19 protein-coding genes are annotated in these 20,174 nt (G+C 69.0%); 10 read left to right on the top strand and 9 right to left on the bottom strand.

What is annotated here, in order from left to right:
• Nucleotides 1–510: 510 nt before the first annotated feature.
• The 3 genes from KW83_RS02005 to KW83_RS01995 form a co-directional block, all read right to left on the bottom strand.
• Nucleotides 511–1,629 carry a CaiB/BaiF CoA transferase family protein gene (locus tag KW83_RS02005; protein WP_036174843.1) on the bottom strand — a complete coding sequence of 373 codons (1,119 nt, stop codon included), beginning with the start codon at nt 1,627–1,629 and terminating at the stop codon, nt 511–513.
• An 86-nt stretch (nt 1,630–1,715) separates the two neighbouring features.
• Complete coding sequence (locus KW83_RS02000; protein ID WP_036173701.1) at nt 1,716–2,381, bottom strand: class I SAM-dependent methyltransferase; 666 nt, start codon at nt 2,379–2,381, stop codon at nt 1,716–1,718.
• Between the two features lie 142 nt (nt 2,382–2,523).
• Nucleotides 2,524–3,456, bottom strand: coding sequence for a LysR family transcriptional regulator (locus tag KW83_RS01995; protein ID WP_036173699.1), 933 nt, complete (start codon nt 3,454–3,456; stop codon nt 2,524–2,526).
• Between the two features lie 115 nt (nt 3,457–3,571).
• Here KW83_RS01995 and KW83_RS01990 point away from each other — a divergent pair, with 115 nt between their 5' ends.
• From KW83_RS01990 to KW83_RS01955, 8 genes are all read left to right on the top strand, one after another.
• Complete coding sequence (locus KW83_RS01990) at nt 3,572–4,795, top strand: CaiB/BaiF CoA transferase family protein (RefSeq protein ID WP_036173697.1); 1,224 nt, start codon at nt 3,572–3,574, stop codon at nt 4,793–4,795.
• The gene (locus KW83_RS01985) at nt 4,792–5,508 is read left to right on the top strand and encodes a glutathione S-transferase family protein (RefSeq protein ID WP_036173695.1); all 717 of its coding nucleotides are present in this window, start codon (nt 4,792–4,794) and stop codon (nt 5,506–5,508) included. Before KW83_RS01990 ends, KW83_RS01985 begins: the two co-directional genes overlap by 4 nt.
• A gap of 161 nt (nt 5,509–5,669) precedes the next feature.
• On the top strand, nt 5,670–6,623 hold the full coding sequence (locus tag KW83_RS01980; RefSeq protein ID WP_036173693.1) for a cyclase family protein: 954 nt from the start codon (nt 5,670–5,672) through the stop codon (nt 6,621–6,623).
• Between the two features lie 159 nt (nt 6,624–6,782).
• Nucleotides 6,783–7,754, top strand: a complete 972-nt coding sequence (locus KW83_RS01975) for an IS481 family transposase (protein WP_036173691.1) — start codon at nt 6,783–6,785, stop codon at nt 7,752–7,754.
• Nucleotides 7,755–7,789: 35 nt separating this feature from the next.
• Entirely contained in the window at nt 7,790–8,764 is a 975-nt protein-coding gene (locus tag KW83_RS01970) for a glutathione S-transferase family protein (protein ID WP_036173689.1), read from the top strand.
• 82 nt (nt 8,765–8,846) lie between these two features.
• Nucleotides 8,847–10,040 (top strand): lytic murein transglycosylase, encoded by a 1,194-nt coding sequence (locus KW83_RS01965; protein WP_036173686.1) that lies wholly within the window; start codon nt 8,847–8,849, stop codon nt 10,038–10,040.
• 164 nt (nt 10,041–10,204) lie between these two features.
• The gene (locus tag KW83_RS01960) at nt 10,205–11,188 is read left to right on the top strand and encodes a 1-phosphofructokinase family hexose kinase (protein ID WP_036173683.1); all 984 of its coding nucleotides are present in this window, start codon (nt 10,205–10,207) and stop codon (nt 11,186–11,188) included.
• A gap of 411 nt (nt 11,189–11,599) precedes the next feature.
• Complete coding sequence (locus KW83_RS01955) at nt 11,600–12,154, top strand: hypothetical protein (RefSeq protein WP_152563446.1); 555 nt, start codon at nt 11,600–11,602, stop codon at nt 12,152–12,154.
• A gap of 511 nt (nt 12,155–12,665) precedes the next feature.
• Here KW83_RS01955 and smc read toward each other — a convergent pair.
• A complete protein-coding gene (smc, locus tag KW83_RS01950) occupies nt 12,666–16,118 on the bottom strand; it encodes a chromosome segregation protein SMC (protein ID WP_036173677.1) in 3,453 nt (1,150 codons plus the stop codon).
• A gap of 124 nt (nt 16,119–16,242) precedes the next feature.
• On the bottom strand, nt 16,243–16,410 hold the full coding sequence (locus KW83_RS20850; protein ID WP_161785434.1) for a hypothetical protein: 168 nt from the start codon (nt 16,408–16,410) through the stop codon (nt 16,243–16,245).
• 38 nt (nt 16,411–16,448) lie between these two features.
• On the opposite strand from KW83_RS20850, the gene KW83_RS01945 reads away from it, so the two are divergent.
• Nucleotides 16,449–16,904: a GNAT family N-acetyltransferase gene (locus KW83_RS01945; RefSeq protein ID WP_036174841.1), complete on the top strand. Its 456-nt coding sequence runs from the start codon at nt 16,449–16,451 to the stop codon at nt 16,902–16,904.
• Here KW83_RS01945 and KW83_RS01940 read toward each other — a convergent pair.
• Nucleotides 16,879–17,175 (bottom strand): hypothetical protein, encoded by a 297-nt coding sequence (locus KW83_RS01940; RefSeq protein ID WP_051928126.1) that lies wholly within the window; start codon nt 17,173–17,175, stop codon nt 16,879–16,881. The two genes, KW83_RS01945 and KW83_RS01940, sit on opposite strands and share 26 nt — an antisense overlap.
• 24 nt (nt 17,176–17,199) lie before the next feature.
• Entirely contained in the window at nt 17,200–17,874 is a 675-nt protein-coding gene (trhA, locus tag KW83_RS01935; RefSeq protein ID WP_051928124.1) for a PAQR family membrane homeostasis protein TrhA, read from the bottom strand.
• 136 nt (nt 17,875–18,010) lie between these two features.
• On the opposite strand from trhA, the gene KW83_RS01930 reads away from it, so the two are divergent.
• Nucleotides 18,011–18,538 carry an NADPH-dependent FMN reductase gene (locus KW83_RS01930; RefSeq protein WP_036173657.1) on the top strand — a complete coding sequence of 176 codons (528 nt, stop codon included), beginning with the start codon at nt 18,011–18,013 and terminating at the stop codon, nt 18,536–18,538.
• Between the two features lie 20 nt (nt 18,539–18,558).
• On the opposite strand, the gene mscL is transcribed toward KW83_RS01930, so the two are convergent.
• Both mscL and KW83_RS01920 read right to left on the bottom strand, forming a co-directional pair.
• The gene (gene mscL / locus KW83_RS01925; RefSeq protein WP_036173654.1) at nt 18,559–18,942 is read right to left on the bottom strand and encodes a large conductance mechanosensitive channel protein MscL; all 384 of its coding nucleotides are present in this window, start codon (nt 18,940–18,942) and stop codon (nt 18,559–18,561) included.
• Nucleotides 18,943–19,371: 429 nt separating this feature from the next.
• On the bottom strand, nt 19,372–20,151 hold the full coding sequence (locus tag KW83_RS01920) for an alpha/beta fold hydrolase (RefSeq protein ID WP_036173651.1): 780 nt from the start codon (nt 20,149–20,151) through the stop codon (nt 19,372–19,374).
• Nucleotides 20,152–20,174: the final 23 nt, after the last annotated feature.

Here is a 20,174-nt window from a genome sequence, read left to right as displayed (position 1 = left end):
GGTTCCACGGGGGTGAAATCTGGCGCATTCCATTGTATGTTCAGGATGTTGGCCCAGGATGCCGACGTCGAACATGCCATGATCGACGGCGGTATCGTCAAGGTCCACCGCCACGCTCAGCGTGCCAAAGGAGGACTCAGAGCCGGGCCATCGGAGGTTCTCGCGGCGGCATGACCATCACGGCTCTGACCGGCGCGCTCGGCGATATGATCGGCCTCCACTCGATCGCCGGCGCGGCAGCCCCGATCCGACGGGCTGTCCCGTCGCCGTTTCCTCGCGGATCGCGCCTGCGACGCCAATCGACTGCGCCATGCGCTGACCGGCGCGGGGATCTCCCGGACGAATTCGACCGAGACCCCTGAAAACGGTGGCATCCGATTGAAAACTCCTTTGGAAAGGTGAAGGAATACAGGGCCATCGCCACGCGCTGCTCCACCACAGGAGACAGTTCCAGCACGTTCATCTCCACCGCCGAGACACGCGTCAGGCCGCGATGAACGTCAACACGCCCTACGCGAACTCGGCGCGCAAGGCCGCGCCGTGCTGGTCCAGCTCCGGGACGCCGCCGCACGCCGTCGCATCGCGGTCCCGGACGATGGCGCCGGGGGCCAGCAACTCGACCGGGCCGTTGGCTGTCGGCACCTCGATGAACCGGTTCTGCGGATGCTCGACCACGTCCTGCAGGTCCGACAGCCGTCCGATGGCGATACGCGCCGATTGCAGCAGGTCGATATTCTCTTCTCGCCCGCGTCTGGCAAGGTGCGCACCGACGAAGGCATCGGTCGCCGCGCGGTTTTCCACGCGCGCGTTGTTCGTCCGAAACTCGGGCCGCTCCGCCGCCTCCGGCTCACCGAAGAGCGCGCAAAGCCCGGCGAATTCGCGGTCGTTCTGAATGGACAGGAGGAGCACCTTGCCGTCGGCGCAGTCGAAGGCGCCGTAGGGGGCGATGGTGGGATGCCGAAGCCCTTGCCGGCCGGGCGTCTTGCCCCCGTAGCGGTGCTGCAGATACGGCACGTTCATCCAGTCGGCCATGGCATGATAGAGCGACACTTCGATGATCCGACCCTCTCCGGTTATGCCGCGCCCGATCAGCGCCTCCAGGATCGCCTGATAGGCGGTCATTCCCGCGGCGATGTCGCAGACCGACACGCCGACCCGGGCGTGCCCTTCCGGCGTTCCGTTGATGGCGCAGAGACCCGATTCGGCCTGGATCAGCAGGTCGTAGGCCTTCTGCTGGGCGCGCGGCCCCTCCGAGCCGTAGCCGGAAATCGTGCAGATGATGAGTCGCGGATGGGTGCGGCGCAGCTCCTCGGCGGGAAAACCCAAACGGTCCAGCACACCGGGGCCGAGATTCTGTATCAGGACGTCCGCGCCCTCGATCATCCGGGACAGAAGCGCCGCGTCGCCGTCGTTCTTGAGATCCAGCGCGATCGACTCCTTTCCCCGGTTCAGCCAGACGAAATAGGCGCTGTTGCCCTTCGCCAGACTGTCGTAGCCGCGGGCGAAATCGCCCTCCGGCCGCTCCACCTTGATGACCCGCGCGCCGGCATCGGCCAGCTTCACGGACGCATAGGGGGCCGCGACCGCATGTTCGACCGAGACGACCGTCAGCCCGCTGAGATCCGACATCGCATCCTCCATGTTGGCGCCGCCAGCATCCCGTGCCCGCGCGGAAGGTGCAAATAGGATGTCTATGGGTACGGGATAGGTTCGGCCTATGGGGTGGGGCCGGAAGCCGGCGCCAGGACGTGAACTTCCATGGGCTGATCCAGCCCGATACCGCCGGGACCTTCGTGCCCAAGGCGGTCGAACCGGGCGCGCAGATCGGCACCGCGACGGCGGGCGCGCTCGGCGCGGGCCGGGTCCGCGGCGGTGAGAGATGCGAGAAAGGCGTCGAAGGCCGCGAAGCGTTCGATGCGGTCGTAGCCGAACGTGTCGATCAGGGTCAGCGCGTCGCTGGTCCGCACGGCATCGCGGGCGGCGGTACGGATTGCGGTCTCGTCATCCACGACCGCGATCACTTGGGACAGATCGCCATGCGCCTTGGGTTCGACAACGATAACGCAGCCGTGGGGGCGGGTCACGCGGGCGGCCTCACGCAGCGCATCGGCCATGGCGGCGGGCGGAACATGGTGCAGCGAATTGACGAAGATCGCCGCGTCGAAGCTGTCGTCCGGCCAGGGCAGAGACTCGGCCCTGCCCTGGCGGCGGGAGGGGCCGGCCGCCGGGGCCGGCTGCGGGTCGATACCCTGCCACCGCTTCCCGGCGTGTGTCAGCGGAGCCTCAAGCGCGCCGGCGCCGCAGCCGATGTCGATGACATCCCGCAACTCGTCTCCGAGCAAATCCAGCAGGACGGAGAGGGCAGAGCGCGGTTGGGACATGGCGGGCGGCTCCGAACACGGGAGGGGCTTGGCAGAACCTAGCATACGGGACGTCGCCGGCCATGTCGTTCCGGATGGCGAACCGGCGCGGACCGGTCCCGCTGAGTGCGCGCCGGCAAAACGCCGGCCCGCCAGCGGCGAGTCAGATCTCCTCGGCGCTCCAGATGCCGCGGCGCACCAGATCGCGGATCACATGGACGGTCAGTTTCTCGACCGATCTTGCGGCCAGGGTCTGGGGCCGCGCGGGGTGTCGCACCAGGTAGATGGTCCGGCTGATCGCCGGCTCCACGACCGGGGCCATCACCAACTCGCCCCTCTCGACCCGGTCGATTGCGGCGGCGGGGGCCAGGATGGTATGTCCGCTGCCCCTGGCCACCAGCGTCTTGATCTGCGCCAGCGCGTCCATCTCGACCACCACGTTCAGACGCAGGCCCTGCGTCCTGGCGAAGCGGTCGATGAGAGCGCGCAAACCGTGACTTTTGGATGGCAGGATCAGATCCACGGTTTCCAGCGCCCGCATCGGCACCGGATCGCCCGGCGTCGTGTCGAAGGGCCAGGCGTCGGGGGCCGAGAAGAAGCTGAGCGTCTCCGTCACCAGCGGGCGATGGCTGAGATGGCGTACCGCGGACACGTCGTAGAGCATCCCCATGTCGATCGACTGGTCTGTGAGCCAGTCCTGGATGAAGCCGCTCATCGCCTCTATCGCGCGCAGCCGCACGTCGGGCAGCTCATGGCGCACGGTCTCGGCCAGGGGAACGGACAGGACCATCGACACGGAGGAGGGCAGTCCGAAGCTGACCGGTCCCACTGGTTTTCCGCCGGCCTGGCGCACCGACTCCCTGGCCGCGGCGACCGCCTCCAGGATCCGGCGGGCGTGGTCCAGAAGCATCGTACCGGGTTCCGTCAGCGCCACCCCGCGGGACGATCGCTCCAGCAGCGTGACGCCCAGCTCCTGCTCCATCTTCCGCACCTGCTGGGACAGCGACGGCTGTGCCACCCGAAGGCGCTGGGAGGCCGCGGACAGCGATCCCTCTTCGGAAATCGCGACGAAATAGGTGAGTTGGCGAATGTCCATGGGGCCTCCGCCCCGGACCTGAGCCGGATTCGGGCGCGCAGGCAAGGGCAGCGCGCCATCGATTTTTCCCCGCCGGAGCTTAGGTTCGAAAGCGGGACAACAGGAGCAAGCGACCATGACGGGACCGCTGGACGGCGTGCGGATCGTCGATTTCACCACCATGATCTCTGGTCCGCTGGCGACCATGATCCTGGCCGACCAGGGCGCCGAGGTCATCAAGGTCGAGCATCCCCGCGGCGGCGACCACAGCCGGCGCGTGGCCGACCGCCGCGGCGGCATGTCGGCGTCGTTCCTGAACAACAACCGCGGCAAGCGGTCGGTCACCCTGGACCTCAAGACCGAAGAGGGACGGGGCGCCGCCCTCCGGCTCTGCGCCGGGGCCGATGTCGTGGTGCAGAACTTCCGCCCCGGGGTGGTCGACCGGCTGGGGCTGGCGGAGGCCGCCGTCCGGGCGCTGCGCCGAGACGTGATCTACGTCTCCATCTCCGGTTTCGGGGTTCAGGGCGACTGGGCGGCGCGGCCGGTCTATGATCCGCTGGTCCAGGCGCTGTCCGGACTTGCGGCGGTGCAGGGCGGCGGGCAGGGACGGCGGCCCCGGCTGGTGCGCACCATCCTGCCCGACAAGGTCACCGCCATCCAGGGTGCCCAGGCGATCTCTGCCGCGCTCTTCGCGCGGGAGCGGACCGGGGAGGGCGCGCATGTGACCCTGTCGATGCTGGGCACCGTGGTGGCGTTCCTGTGGAGCTCCGACATGGCGGGGCTGACCTTCGTCGGCGATGAGGACGCGCCGGACGCAGCCCCGCACGACGCCCCCGCGCAGGATTATGTAGAGCTGATCTACCGGACCGCCGATGGGTGGATGGCGGTTTCCGCCCATACCGACAGCACGTGGGCGGGGCTGTCGCGCGCGGTCGGGCGGCCCGACTGGCTGAAGGACCCCCGCTTCGCCAGCGTCGCCCTGCGGGAGACCAACAAGACCGCGCGGCTGGACCTTACGCAAGAGGCGCTGACGGCCGACACCACCGCCAACTGGATGAGGCGGCTGACGGCAGAGGACGTGCCCTGCGCGCCGGCCCTCACCCGGTCCGAGATGATCGCCCACCCCCAGGTCGCGGCGGCCGGCATCGTGGTCGAGAGCGATCATCCCCAGGCGGGGCGTATCCGGCAGGCCCGCCCCGCGGCGCGGTTCTCGGCCGTTGCGGCAGAGCCGTCGCGCCCCGCGCCGCGTCTGGGCCAGGACACCCGCGCGGTCCTGGCCGGCGCGGGCTATGACGACCAGGAGATCGACGCCATGATCGCCGCGGGCGTGGCCACCGGACCCCAGGAGGGAGAACCATGATCGACTTCTACTACGCGCCGACGCCCAACGGCTGGAAGGTCGCCATCGCTCTGGAGGAGATGGGCCTCGACTACGATCTGAAGCTGATGAGCCTTGCCGAAGGCGACCAGTTCGACCCCGCCTTCATGGAGATCAGCCCGAATGCGAAGATGCCAGCCATCGTCGATCGCGACCCGGGCCCCGGCTGGGGCGGCACGCCCGTGCCGGTGTTCGAATCCGGGGCGATCCTGTGGTATCTGGCCGAGAAAACCGGACGGTTCGGCGCGCCGGACGACAAGCGGCTGCGCAAGGAACTGGATGAGTGGCTGTTCTGGCAGGTCTCCAACCAGGGTCCCATGGGCGGCCAGCTCAGCCATTTCCGCAACTACGCCCCAAAGGGCGACCGGGACTATGGGTTCCGGCGCTACCTGGGCGAATACGATCGCAGCCTAGGCGTGCTGGAGCGGCGTCTGGCGGACCGGGACTATATCGTGGGGGACTATTCCATCGCCGACATGATCGCCTTTCCCTGGGCCTTCATCGCCAAGCCGCTGGGGGCCTCTCTCGACGGGTTCCCCCGCGTGGCGGACTGGCGCGCCCGGATAAAGGAGCGCCCCGCCGTGCGCCGCGCGATCGACCTGCACAAGGACGCCCAGAACGGCGGACGGCACCGGGTGGACAACAACCCGGTGCTCTTCTCGCAGGACTCGCGGTCGCTGACGCGCGGTGGATAACGCCGCTCGCCGCACGGGCCGGGGCCGCGGCGCGCGACCCGACAGACCGACCTTGGTCGTATCGTCCGCGGGCCTATGGCCACCGGTCCACGCAGCCACTGGCGGCGATCGGCTCTGCGGCTTACCTTGGGTCAAAGGGGATCTCAGAGGGAGGAGCCACCATGAAGACCCATCGCACCTTGCGCGCCACGCTCGCCGCCATATCCGTCGCCCTTGCGACGCCGCTGGCGGCGCAGGGGGTGACCGTCTCCGACTGGGGCGCGGACGACCAGCTGGGAGCCGCCAACCGCATGACGGACCAGTCAGTGCTCGACGCCGCCAGGCTGGTGACGACGGGAAAGGTCTACAGCCTTGGTCTGATCGTGGACAGCGACACGCCGGCCTTTCCGCCGCGCTCGCTCAGCGTCACGGTGCTGCAGCCCAACCAGACCACCAATTCCGGTCTGGGCAGCAACAAGTTCACCTATAACGACGACATCTTCATGGGCTGGCTGGGAATCGGTCCGCAGATCGACGGCCTGGGTCATGCTGGCATCGATCACGTCTACTATGGCGACCGCGCGCTGGACGATTTCGCCAAGGCCGACGGGTTGCAGGAGCTGGGACTGGAGCAGTTGCCGGGACTCGTGGGGCGGGGCGTTCTGCTGAACATGGCCGATTATTACGGTCAGGACCCGGTCGAGGAAGGCACCGCCTATACCCGTGAGGATATAGAGGCCGCCGCGCAGGCCCAGGGCGTCGAGATCCGCGAGGGCGACGTGGTCCTGTTCCACTCCGGCTGGCTGAACCTGCTGGACGGCGAATCCGCCGATCCGGCGCGCTACGGCGCGGTCGAGCCGGGGGTCGGCGTGTCCGGCGGAGAGTATCTGGCCGAGCTGGGCGTGATGGCCGTGGGTGCCGACACCTGGGGCATGGAGGTCGTTCCGGCAGAGGAAGAAGGCGTCGCCTTCAGGGTCCATCAGATCCTGCAGCCGGAGAACGGGATCTACATCCTCGAAAACATGGACACGCGGGAACTGGCCGCCGACGGCGCGACGGAGTTCCTGTTCGTGCTGGGGCAGGCCCGGCTGCGGGGCGCGGTGCAGATGATCATCAATCCCATCGCCATCCGATAAGCGATAGCTTTTGCCTATGACCCCCTCGGTGCCTGCCTATTTCGCGGGAGCCGTCCGGGTTGCTAGGTGTTCAGTCCCGAACGATCACATAGACTCTCGCCGGTCTGCGCTCTTCATGGCAAGGTCGTTTCTGCGTGAGGTTCGGGATGGGGGACGATCATGCTGATCTCTCTTCACAAGCAGGCGACGACGACACCCAGGATCAGAGCTGCGATGCAGGCGAGCGATGAGCCGGCGTGGATGGTTGCGGAGCGCTACAGCATCTCCGAACAGACGGTCTGGAAGTGGCGCAAGCGGGATGGCGTTCACGACCACAGCCACACCGCGCACAGGCTGCAGACGACGCTGACCCCTGCCCAGGAGGCGGTTGCCGTAGCGTTGCGGAAGGCTCTGCTGTTGCCGCTCGACGACCTGCTGTCCGTCGTTCGCGAGTTCCTGAACCCGAACGTCTCGCGCTCCGGGCTGGATCGCTGTTTGCGGCGACATGGGGTGAGCAAGCTCCGCGACCTCACACCAAAGGCGCCGAAGCCTGCGCACAAGCCTTTCAGGGCCTATGAGCCCGGCTATCTGCATGTCGACGTGAAATACCTGCCGCAGATGCCGGACGAGCAGCGGCGACGCTACCTCTTCGTGGCGATTGACCGTGCGACCCGATGGGTCTTCGTCCGCATCTACCCAGCGAAGACGGCCGCCAACGCGCGCCGCTTCCTGCGTGACCTGGAGCGCGCCGCGCCGATGAAGATCACACGTGTTCTCACCGACAACGGCAAGGAGTTCACCGACCGGCTGTTCGGCCTGCGCAAGCGCGCGGCCACGGGCAACCACGAGTTCGACCGCCTCTGTGCCGACCTCGGGATCGAGCATCGCCTCGCACCACCGATGCGGCCGCAAACCAACGGCATGGTGGAGCGCTTCAACGGGCGGATCGAGGACGTCCTGCAGAGTCATCGCTTCCGATCAGGCGAGGACCTTGAGCAGACGATCCTGCGCTATGTCCGCCTCTACAACGGCCAGCTCCCGCAATCCGTCCTGAAGGGCAGAACGCCTATCGACGCCCTCAAGGACTGGCATCGCCAAAAGCCAAGGCTCTTCAAAAAGCGGCCATACAATCAAGCGGGATCTGACACCTAGGTGCCGGGCAGGGCCAGCGGAGAGGGAGGCGGACCATGGGGCAGCTGACGGACGGGGTCTGGACGACCGCACGGGCCGATACCGGGTCCACCGACGGGGCGTTCGAACGTCCCGACCAGCAGTTCCGCCACTGGATAACGTCCGACGGCGCTCCCGGCCCCACGGGAGAGGGCGGGTTTGCCGCAGAGCCGGGCCGCTATCATCTCTACGTCTCCTACGCCTGCCCGTGGGCGAATCGCGCGCTGTTCTTCCGGCGGCTCAAGGGGCTGGAGGACCTGATCGGCGTCTCCGTCGTGCATCCCGACATGCTGGCGGAGGGCTGGGAATTCCGCACCGATTTCGACGGCGCGACCGGCGACCGCGTTTTCGGCCTGCCCTACCTGCGCGACGTCTACCTGCGGGCGGCACCGGAGATGACCGGCCGGGTCACCGTCCCGCTGCTGTGGGACCTGCAGCGGGACTGCATCGTGTCCAACGAATCCGCCGACATCATCCGCATGTTCAATGGCGCCTTCGACGGGCTGACCGGCAATGCCGACGACTACTGGCCCGAGAATCTGCGCGTCGCCATCGCCCCGGTGAACGAGCGCATCTACGACACGGTGAACAACGGCGTCTACCGGGCCGGCTTCGCCACCAGCCAGAGCGCCTATGACGCGGCCGCCCGCGCGCTGTTCGAAACGCTGGACTGGCTCGAAGCGCGCCTGGACCGGAGCCGCTACCTGATGGGCGCCCGCGCGACGGAGGCCGACTGGCGCCTCTTCTCCACCCTCGTGCGGTTCGATCCGGTCTATCACACTCATTTCAAGTGCAACCGCGCATGGCTCAGGGAATACCCGAACCTTTGGGCCTACGCGCGCGACCTCTACCAATGGCCCGGGATCGCGGATGAGGTGCGGTTCGACCACATCGTGCGTCACTACCACTACAGCCAGGACAACGTGAATCCGCACCGGATCATCCCGATCAACCCGGTGCTCGACTGGTCCGAACCGCACGGTCGAGGCTGATCACCCGTCGGTGAGGACGGCTTGCCTGCTGCGGCGGTCCTGTTATCGGAGGCGGCGACATCCCCCGCTTTCGGAGATCGCCATGCGCGCCGCCCTCACCGCCCTTGCCCTGATCCTGTCCACCCCGGCTCTTGCGGCCCCGCAGGAGGGGGAGGTGATCGTCCCCTGCGGCGGGTCTTTCCCCGATTTCGTCCAGGCCATGGAGCAGGCCGCCGTCGCGCGCGGCGCCGACCCGGCGACGGCGCGGGCGTTCTTTTCGGGCGTGCGGCAGGATCCGGCCACGCTCGACGCCGACCGCCGCCAGGGCGTCTTCACTCTGCCGTTCACCGACTTCGCCCGTCGGCTCATCAGCCAGAACCGGCTGCAGACCGGCCGGGCACTGGCCGAGCGTCACGACGCCACCTTCGACCGGGTCGAGGCGGAATTCGGCGTCAGCCGCGGCGTGCTGCTGGCCTTCTGGGCGTTCGAGACCGATTTCGGCGCGGTCCAGGGCGACTTCAACACCGTGAACGCGCTGATGACGCTGGGCCACGACTGCCGTCGTCCGGGCCTGTTCCAGCCGCAGGTGCTGGCGGCGCTGGAACTCTATGCGCGCGGCGACATCGACCCGCGGACCACGACGGGCGCCTGGGCCGGAGAGATCGGCATGGTCCAGATGCTCCCCGAGGATATCCTGACCAATGGCATCGACGGCGACGGCGACGGGCGCGTGACGCTCAAGACCTCGGCCGCCGACGCGCTGATGTCCGGCGGCAATATGCTTTCCGACCTGGGCTGGCGCGCGAACGAGCCGTGGCTTGAGGAAGTCACCGTGCCCGCGGACATGGACTGGTCGCGCGCGGGGCTGACCACCCGGATGACCCCGCGCGAATGGGCGGCGCTGGGCATCGCGCCGCGGTCGGGCGGCTTCGCGGCGCCCGATCTGCCCGCGACGCTGGTGCTGCCCCAGGGCAAGGACGGTCCGGCGTTCCTCGGATACCCGAACTTCGACGTGTTCTTCGAATGGAACCAGTCCTTTACCTACGTCCTTACCGCCGCCTATTTCGCCACCCGGCTGGAGGGCGCGCCGGTCTTCGATGCCGGCAACCCGCCTCCGCCGCTAGGCGACGCGGAGATGAGGAGCCTCCAGCAGAAGCTGTCCGCCCGCGGCCACGACGTGGGAGAGATCGACGGCATCCTGGGCGCGGGCACCCGCGCCGCGGTCCGCACCGAACAGGCGCGCCTGGGCCTGCCCGCCGACGCCTGGCCCACCCGGGAGCTTCTGAACGCGCTGTGAGGGCCGCGCCGCGCGCCACTGCCTGCGGGCGGGGCGCTGCGACCCGCCCGCAGCGCGGCAAAAGCGCGCCGCAGACGCCTTCCCGACGCTAGGATATGACACCCGGCAGTCTCCGCCCGACCTAGGGTCTTGACACTGGCCCCGGCTCGACCGACTCCGCTGCCATGTCCCTCGATCCTCCCGCCGCCGTCCTTACCCTGACGCTGAACCCGGCGCTTGACCTGTCCACGGAGACCGCAAAGCTGGTGCCGGGACGCAAGCTGCGCTGCGGCCCACCCCGGCTCGACCCCGGCGGCGGCGGCATCAACGTCAGCCGCATGGTGACCCGGTTGGGCGGCGACACGACGGCCTTCGTCGCGCTTGGCGGGGCGACGGGGATGCGCCTTGTCGCCGCCCTCCAGGCCGAGCGGATCTCGACCCGCATCATCCCCATCGCCGGGGAAACGCGGACCAGCCTGTCGGTCCGCGACGCCGCCACCGGTGAGCAGTTCCGCTTCATGCTGCCCGGCCCGGCGCTGACCCAGGCCGAGTACGACGCCACCATCGCCGCGCTCAGCGAAGAGGCCGCGACGGGGGATTTCGTGGTGATCTCCGGCTCCCAGCCCACCGGCGCCGCGCCGGACTTTCCCGCGCGGCTGTCGCGCGCACTGGGCGACAAGCGGGTGCGGCTGGTGGTGGACACCTCCGGCGCGGCGCTCGACCATCTGGTGACCCACCCGGCCGGGGAAATCGCCGCCCGCCCGGAGATCCTGCGCTTCGACCATGCGGAGGCGGAGGACGCCGCCGGCCGCGCCCTTCCAGACCTGGCGGACACGGCGCGCTTCGCCGCGGAGCTGGTGGCGCGCGGCGTCGCCCGCCGGATCGTCGTCGGCCGCCAGGCCGAGGGGAACCTTCTGGCCGATGCCGACGGCATCTGGTTCTGCCGCGCGGCGCCGGTAGAGGTCGTGTCCACGATCGGCGCGGGCGACACCTTTCTGGCCGCGCTGACCTATGCGCTGGCCATGGGCGACACCGCGCCCGAGGCGCTGCGCTGGGGCACCGCCGGGGCCTGCGCCGCCGTCGCCACCCCCGGCACCAAGACCTGCGACCCCGAAACCGTCGAGGCTTTGCGTCCCCGGTGCACGGTCGCGCCCGTCGCGCTGGCCTGACCGGACCGTGCCGGCGGACCCGTCAGGGTCCGGCACCGGCAGACCCGTCCCTGCGCCCCGCCAACTGCCCTGCCTGCCTTGCCCTGTCCCCGTCCGCCGGTTCGGTCCCGGCAGACCTGTGGGGGGCGGCGGTTCCGCGAGTCTTTTGGGGTTGCGCTCGGTTCTGACGGGCGGGCGATTTCGCGCTGCAATGACGTCAATGGCTTACGTGGAGTCGCGTTGCGGGGATTTTGGCAGTTCGGGCGGTTCTCGCGCCTGTTCGGCCCGATGGCCGGACGATGTATCGGACGAGATCAAGCCCCGATTTTCCGACTCTGCGCCAAAGAGCGCACGCCGCACGATCTGCCGATCAGCTTTCCGGCGACACCGTATGCCACTCCGTGACGCCCGGTTGAGGGTGGGTGGGTTTCGTTGTCGTCGTTGAACCACCCTGCGATCAATCCGGGGACGGTCGCTTCGTCGGGCAGCGGCGTGATGTGGAGGCAATCGCGCTCTGGCGTCGTCACGGATGCTTCGGCTATCCCGTTGCTCCGCAGGCCCTTCACCGGCGTGCAACAGGGTTTTCGGGCCGATTTGGCGGCCGAGGATGCGGGTGTCCCTGGCGCTGTCGGGCGCGCCGTCGTCGGTGAGCATCTCGACGGGATTTGGCGTCTTGCCGGCCGCGAACCGTCGCTGGACCGCATCATGTCGCGGATGTCCGATGCCGGCATCCACCACGGCCCGCCGAAAGACGATCTCGCGGTCGAGCGGCTGAACGCGTTTGGTTTCCCTGCCTGCCTGCCTGCCTGCATTGCGGAAGCGGTGGACGTTGCCGCCAGCGACCGGGTGGCCCGCAACGGCCGATCGGTTGTCGGTATAGAGGCGATCGAAGATGCCGTGCCGTTGGCGGACGCGGAGGATCAGATGAACCGTCTCGATCCGCGTTTTCCGACCTGGTGGGCGTCCAGACGTTGCTTGAAGAGGTGATAAGTTCGGATGAACTGGACGGCGTCGAGCCTGGCGGCGATGCGTGGAAGACCCTGACCGGGCGACGTGCGTACGAACACGCTTGGCGGCTACGTCCTGCCCGAACAGACGGCTGCGAGAGCCGCCGGCATGAAAATTGCGACAGGGTAGCGTCAATCGTTGGGGTCTAGCTTGACGATCTTGTCGTCGCCTCCTCGATTTCGTTGAAAATTCGTCACCCCACCTGCCGAAACATCCATTCTTTCCTCTGCCGCGACAAACCGAGTGAAACGCGGGCTGGCAGGCCACTGATCTTGTTTGTCTTTTTGTCGGAGTCATGAAAAACCAACTGAAAGCGCTACCCCTTGCAGCCGCGTGACGGCTCCGGCAGGCGGAGCCCGTCCGGTCTCGACGAATGGCAGAATTGTCCCGGGGATCGTCCGGCATCGCGGCGGTGCCGGGTGCGCGACACGCGCGTCCCCGGGCGGTTCGGTGCATCCGGCGCAGACTCCTGCCCCCCGGATCGCCCGTTTCAGGCCACCATCTGCTCGGCCCGCTTGAGGTCGACGCTGACCAGCTGGCTGACCCCCTGTTCACCCATCGTCACCCCGAAGAGCCGGTCCATCCGCGCCATGGTCACCGCGTGGTGGGTAATGATCAGGAACCGCGTCTCGGTGCGGCGGGTCATCTCATCCAGCAGGTCGCAGAACCGAGTCACGTTGGCGTCGTCCAGCGGCGCGTCGACCTCGTCCAGCACGCAGATCGGCGCCGGGTTGGCCAGGAACACGGCAAAGATCAGCGCCATCGCGGTCAGCGTCTGCTCGCCGCCCGACAGCAGCGACAGGGTCGCCAGTTTCTTGCCGGGGGGCTGGCACAGGATCTCCAGCCCGGCGTCCAGGGGATCGTCGGATTCGATCAGCTCCAGATGCGCCTCTCCGCCGCCGAAGAGATGGGTAAAGAGCGTCCCGAAATTGCGGTTCACCTCCTCGAAGGCGGTGAGCAGGCGCTCGCGCCCCTCGCGGTTCAGCCCGGAGATGCCGCGCCGCAGCTCGGCGATGGCCTGGTCCAGATCCGCCTTTTCGCGCACCAGCGTGCCGTGCTCGGTTTCGACCTCCGCGGCGTCCTCCTCGGCGCGCAGGTTGACGGCGCCCAGCGCGTCGCGCTGGCGGCGCAGGCGGGCGATCTCGATCTCGATCTCCGTGGCGGGCGGGATTTTGTCCGGATCGGCCACGCCGAGCCGGTCGAGAAGCGCGTCCGGGGCGGCGTCCAGATCCTCGCGGATGCGCCGGTCGGCCTGGGCGACGGCATCGCGCGCCGCATCGGCCTGGGCCTGTGCGGCGGCGCGGGCCTCTCGCGCCTCGCCGGCGGCGCGTTCGGACTGCCGCTCGGTCAGGGTCGCCTCGGCCAGCGCGGTCTCTGCCGCCTGCCGCGCGGCCTCCGCCGCACGGCGGCGCGCCTTGCCCTCGGTCAGACCGGCGTCCAGCGCCTCCTGCCGGGCGGCGATGCGCCCGGGCGCCTCCCGGCCGTGCGCCAGTTCCGCTTCCGTGCGGGCGTGACGCGCGCGGATCTCTTCCAGCCGACCCCCGGCACTGTCCAGCCGGGTCGTCCAGGACGCAACCTCCCGTGCGATGGCCGCACGACGCTGCGCCCGTGCGGCACCGTCGCGCGTCAGCTCGTCATGGGCGGCGCGCTTGGCCATGGTGGTCATCCGCGCCGCGTCCACGGTCAGCTTGATGTCCGCCACCCGCGCCCGCAACGCGTCCAGATCCGCAAGGCCGGTCATCCCCTGCTCGGCCTCTGCCAGCCGGGCGCGCTGGCCTTGGGCCTCCGCGGCATGGCGGGCGACGGCATCGCGGGCGGTGTCGCGCTTGCCGGCGGCGATGTCGCGGTCGGCCTCGGCGCGGGACAGGGCGCGCGACAGCTCGGCCACGCGGGCGTCCGCGTCGCGGCGCGCCTGCCGGGCGTCGCGGTCCGCCGCCGCCAGCGCGTCGAGCCGCGCGCGGAGCGTGTCGTGGTGGCGGATCGCCGCCTCCGCCCGCGCTTCGGTGTCGGCCACCTCGCGGCCCAGGGCGTCCAGGCGGTTCTTTTGCTGGAGCCGCAGCGCGGCCTGCGACGGTGCGTCCTTGGGCACCGACCGGTAGCCGTCCCAGCGCCACAGGTGTCCGTCGCGGCTGACCAGCCGCTGGCCGGGACGCAGGCCGGGTTGCATCGCGGGGCCGTCGGCGGGGTCCACCAGCCCGATATGGGACAGACGCCGGGACAACGCGTCGGGGGCAGAGACGTGTTCGGCCAGCGGGGAAGCACCCGCCGGCAGGGCGGGCACGTCCGGGTAATCGGCCAGCGCGATCCAGCCGGTTCCGTCGGTCACGACCGGGGCGCGCAGGTCGTCGGCCAGGGCGGCGCCAATCGCCGCCTCCAGGCCGGGTGCGACGCGCATCCGGTCCATCACGCTGTCGCCGCCCGCTGAATCCCGCGCCAGAAGCCGGCCCAGCGCCTGGTGCTCCGCGCGGAGCGCGCCGAGTTCGCCGTCGGCGGCGGCGCGCGCGGCGCGGGCCTCTGCCTCCTCGGCCTGCACCCCGGCGCGCGCCGCCTCTGCCCGGTCGAGCGCGGCCTCGGCCGCCTCCGCCGCGGCACCGGCCTCCGTGCGGGCCGCCCCGGCGGACCCGGCCCGCGCGATGGCGTCGTCCAGCGCGGCCTCTGCCGCGGTCACGGCGCCCTGGGCGGCGGCAGAGGCCCGGTCCGCCCGATCGCGCGCGGCGCGGCAGTCGTCCAGGAGCCGCTGCGCCGACTGGTGGCGGGCGGCAAGGCGCGCGACATCCTCGGTCAGTTCGGAGAGGGCGCCCTCACGCTCACCCAGGATGCGGGCGGCGTCGTGGGCCTCCGTCTCGGCGGCGGCGACGGCGGTCTCATGACCCTCATCGGCGGCGCTCAGATCGGCCGCCTCGGCCTCCAGCCGGGCGATGCTGTCGCCCGCATCGGCGTTCAACTGCGTCTCGCGCTCCGCGTCGCGGTCGAGCTGGCGCAAGCGCCCGGACAGCTGCTCGACCGTCTCCCGGGCCTGCGTCGCCTCCTGGGCCAGGGACGCAGCCTCGACCTCCAGCCGCTGGACCAAGGCACTGGCGATGGCCTCTTCCTCGCGTACGCCGGGCATCCGCCCTTCCGCCGCCTCGCGCGCCGATCCGGCGTCGCGGGCGACCCGCTCGGCGCGCGCGGCCTCGGCGGTGCGGGCGGTCAGCGCGGCCGCGACGCGGGCCAGCGCCTCGTCGGCCTCGCGCCAGCGCCGATAGAGCAGCAGCCCCTCCGCGGTCCGGAGCCGCGCGCCCAGATCGCGGTAGCGCGCGGCCTGCCGGGCCTGCCGGGCCAGCTGACCCAGCTGCGCGGCCAGCTGTTCGATGGTGTCGTCGAGACGTGACAGGTTCGCCTCGGCGCCCTTCAGCTTCAGCTCCGCCTCATGCCGTCGCTGGTAGAGGCCCGAGATCCCGGCCGCTTCCTCCAGGATCCGGCGGCGGTTCCTGGGTTTGGCGTGGATCAGTTCCGAGATCTGGCCCTGCCGCACCAGCGCCGGGGACTGCGCTCCGGTCGAGGCATCCGCGAACAGCATCTGCACGTCGCGCGCGCGCACGTCGCGGCCCAGCACCTTGTAGGCGGAACCCGCGTCGCGGGTGATGCGGCGCACGATGTCGATCTGGTCGGCCCCGTTGAAGGCGGCGGGGGCGCGCCGGTCGGAATTGTCCACCGACAGCGCCACCTCCGCGAAGTTCCGGGCCGACCGCGACGACGTGCCGGCGAAGATCACGTCCTCCATCCCGCCGCCGCGCATGGCTGTCGGGCGGTTCTCTCCCATGACCCAGCGCAGCGCCTCCAGGAGGTTGGACTTGCCGCAGCCGTTGGGGCCGACCACGCCGGTCAGCCCCTCATGGATCACCAGATCCGTGGGATCGACGAAGGACTTGAAGCCGTTGAGCCTGAGTCGTGTGAACTGCATCCGCTGCGTCGCCTGCCCGTTTTTTTCCCATCGTCCGGGCTCGGACCCCTTATGTCAACGGTTGCGTACCATATCGGCCGTGTATGGCCGCGTTTTCCCCAAGATATCGCGCGATCTTCCAGATCTATTCGTCGTTATGGTCCTCCGGGCCCCGGATAGGCTTGTCCCGGCGTTCGTCCGTCGCGGTATCCTGCGCGCCCGTCGAGGGCTTGTCGAACTTGGTCTTGCCGGGTTCCCGGCCCTTGGCCTCGCTGATGCCGAAGCCGGTCTTGCGGTCTTTGTCGTCGCCCACGCTTGATCTCCCTGGATATGTGGGGCCAGAACGTGCCGATGGCTGTCAGGGTCCGACCCATCGCCGTGACCGATGCGCGCGCCGCGCGGCTGCTGGCCGCCGCGCGCACCGAAAGCGACCGCCTCTATCCGCCGCAGGACAATCACGGCATCGACCCCGGCGCGCCGCCCGCGGCGCTGCGGCTCTTCGGGGCCAAGGGCGGCCTCCGGCTGCTGGGGATCGCGGGGCTGTTGCCCCGGGACGGCTACGCAGAGGTCAAGGCGATGTTCGTCGTCGATACGGCGCGGGGCCGTGGCGTCGGCGCGGCGCTGCTGGCAGAGATCGAGCGCGCGGCGGCAACGTCCGGCCTGCGGGTCCTGCGCCTGGAGACCGGCGCCGCGAGCGTCGCCGCCTGCCGGGTCTACGCCAGGGCGGGCTTTGCGCCCTGCGGCCCGTTCGGCAGCTACCGGGCCGGCGGAAGTTCGATCTTCATGGAGAGGCGGCCGGGCAGGTGAGGCGGGCGCGCACGATGGCCTGGTCGCCGCCGACGCGATCGACCGTGCAGCCGGAGGCCCGTTCGATCGCGACGGTGGCGTTCTTGAACACTTCCCGCTCGCGGGGCAGCCAGGCGCGGCTGATGCGCATGGCCTCTGCGGTGTCGTCGCGGAGGCGGACCGAGAACGTCATGCCGCCCGCGTCGATGCGCTGTGCGGGGATGCCGGTGAACCGGAGGCTGGGCGAGGCGCATCCCGCCATGAGAACGAGGGTCACAAGGATCCGGCGCATGGCCGTCATCCTGCCCGCACTTCGTTAACCGACGATGAACATCCGCTCCGGCACGGCGGCGATCTGGATGTACATGGCGGCATAGAGGAACCCGGTGGCGACCAGCACGAAGAGGTGCCAGATGGCAGTGTGGAACGGCAGCCTTTCCCACAGAAAGAACGCGACGCCCGCGGTGTAGATCAGCCCGCCCAGGGTCACCGCCTGCACCGCCCCCGGCGTCATGGCGGCAAAGATGTCCTGACCGAAGATCACGCCCAGCCAGCCCAGTCCCAGATACAGCGTCAGCCCCAGCCACCGCAGCGAATCCGGCGCCAGGATCTTGAGCGAGGAGCCGCCCAGCGCGACGGCCCAGATCGCCGACAGATACACCGCCCCCGCGCCCCCGGTCATGACCACCAGCGGCGTGAACGTGCCGGCGATCTTGAGAAAGATTGCCGTATGGTCCATCCGCTTGAAGATATGGCTGAAACGGTGCGGTCCGGTGACGTTGTAGATGGCCGACGAGACCAGCATCGCCAGCAGGCTGACACCGTAGACCGCGACCGCGGCGGTGACGCCGCTGCCGCCCCGGTGGGTGACGCTCATGGAGATCAGGACCGGCACCGCGGCCAGGGCCGCCATCACACCGACCGCATGAACGGCGGTGTCGGTGACGTGCTCCGCCCGCGCAAATCTCTGTGTCCGTTCCCGTGTCATCATGGCAGGCTAAGGTCCGATCCGGCTGCAGAGAATGACCCGAAGGCGGTAAACCCCCGGTTAACTCCGCTCATTCGCATTGCGACCCATACCTCTGTCGCTAGGATCCGGCCGATCTGACCGGAAGGGGTGAAGGCTCATGCTGATGTGTATCTCAGGATCGTTGCGGCGGGGTTCAAGCAACACCGCCCTCCTGCGTGAGGCAGCGCGGCTCTACGGCGGGGACCATCGCTTCGCGGACCTTCGCCTGCCCCTCTATGACGGCGACCTGGAAGGCGCATCCGGTCTGCCGGAGGATGTCCTCCGCGTGACGCGACAGATCGAAGCGGCAGAGGCGGTGGTGGTCTCGACCCCCGAATACAACAAGATGCTGTCGGGCGTGCTGAAGAACGCGCTGGATTGGATCAGCCGCACGAAACCCTTCGTGCTGCAGGACAAGCCCGTGGCGATCCTCGCGGCGGCGGCGGGCCAATCGGGCGGCGCGCGGGCGCGATACTCTCTGATGATGGCGCTGGCGGCGTTCCGGCCGCGGTTCTCGACCGGGCCGGAGGTGCTGATCGCGGGCTCCGGCGCGGCCTTCGACGCGGAGGGCCGGCTCAGCGACCCCCGAAGCGTGGCGGTGCTGGGTCAGGCGATGGACCGGCTCCGCTCGGAGGCCACGGCGTGACCCACCGCCTTGGCGCCCGGTCAGCCCCGCTTCAGCGCGTCGCGGATCTCCAGCAGGACGTCCAGTTCCGACGGGCCGGTGTCGACTTCGGGCGCCACGTCGTCGGGACGCTCGGCGGCCGCTTTCACGCGGTTGACGACCTTGACCAGCAGAAACACCACGACGGCCACGATCAGGAAGTTGATCACCGCGGTGATGAACTTGCCGTACATGAACTGCGCGTCGCCGACCCCGAAGGACAGGCCCGAAAAGTCCAGCCCGCCGGCCACCAGGCCGATGAGCGGGTTGATCAGATCCTCGACCAGCGACGTGACGATGGCGGTGAACGCCGCGCCGATGATAATGCCCACGGCAAGGTCCATGACACTGCCCTTGGCGATGAAATCCCTGAATTCCTGGATCACGCGGCCTCTCCCCTCTCTCCGCGGCACCATGCCGCGCGGAAGCGGCGTATCACAATCGACCCGAGATCAAAGTTCTATTCTAGCGTGACAGTGTAGTTTGCAGTGTTTGACAGTGTAGTTTGCAGCAAGCGTTTTTTTGCGCCGGTGCGGTTGGCGGGGTGGTGTGCGGTGCTCAAGACCCCGCTTCCGGGGGCAGGGGAGGCTGCAGAACGGCAGGTTTCCGGCCGCCCCCGTATAGGCCACATCTCACCCGCCAACCGCAATCCAGTTATGTCCTGGTCCAGATAGAGCGCGGGGCGGCCTCTATCTATCGATACCGCCCCGACCCGAAACGCACTTTCGATCATCAAATGAATGGATCGCTGAACGACCATTTAACGGCGCGTTAATCGCCTCGGCATCGATTGACGAATTGGCCCTCGACGATTTCTACGCTCCCAGCGCCATCGTTGCTTCCGGGGCGCGCAGCATTCCGCCGCCGGTATGCCCCACGTCCCGTGCGAACACCAACCGCCAGGCAAACTCACAACCGTATTGGCGGGCGAATTGGCGCGCCGCCTCATAGGTGCGCACTGCCCGGTCGAGACGATTATCGCCCTGGCGCTGTGCCGCGCTGCTCATTGCCAGATCCTTGCTGCCAATATCGTCCGTGCCGAGGTAGATCGTGATCGGCATCCGCAGGTATTGGCGGATGCGATCCCGTTCTTCCGTTCCACCCTCTCCCCGGACCTCGAAGCCGTAGGGCATGTCCTCTCTGTCATCGGCGATCACGTAGGTCGAAGGGTTGGCGATGATGTACCGCTCGACCGTCAGATCGGGCGCGAAGGCCGCGACCCGGGACAGGAACTGGCCCCCCGCCGAATGCCCGAACATCCAGATCGGGATATGCGTCCGGTCCAGCCGTTCCGCGAAGACGCGCGCAAGCTCGGCTGCCGCACCCACGGTCCAGTCGGACGGATCGCTGCCGTACTCCAGACCGCCTCGATGGTATCGGGCGCTCGGGAACCGATCCTCATCGAACAGCGGCGCGACGACCTGGAGACCGCGCTCCTCGGCCAGATCGATGGCGGAGGCGCAGTATCCCTCCGCATCCCGGCCATTGCCATGAAACACCATCAGGATGCCGTTCAGGTCCGTTGGCGGGGTGTAGGTGAACACGTCGAAGTTTCCGTAGGACGTTCTGGCCTGGGTTTGCTCGATGCTGGGCATGGCTGCCTCCTTTTGATCGCTTG

Origin of the sequence: Palleronia rufa (assembly GCF_000743715.1) — a bacterium.
Classification (GTDB): domain Bacteria; phylum Pseudomonadota; class Alphaproteobacteria; order Rhodobacterales; family Rhodobacteraceae; genus Palleronia; species Palleronia rufa.
Note: the sequence above shows the minus strand (reverse complement) of the source record. Positions and strands in the feature narration are given on the sequence as shown.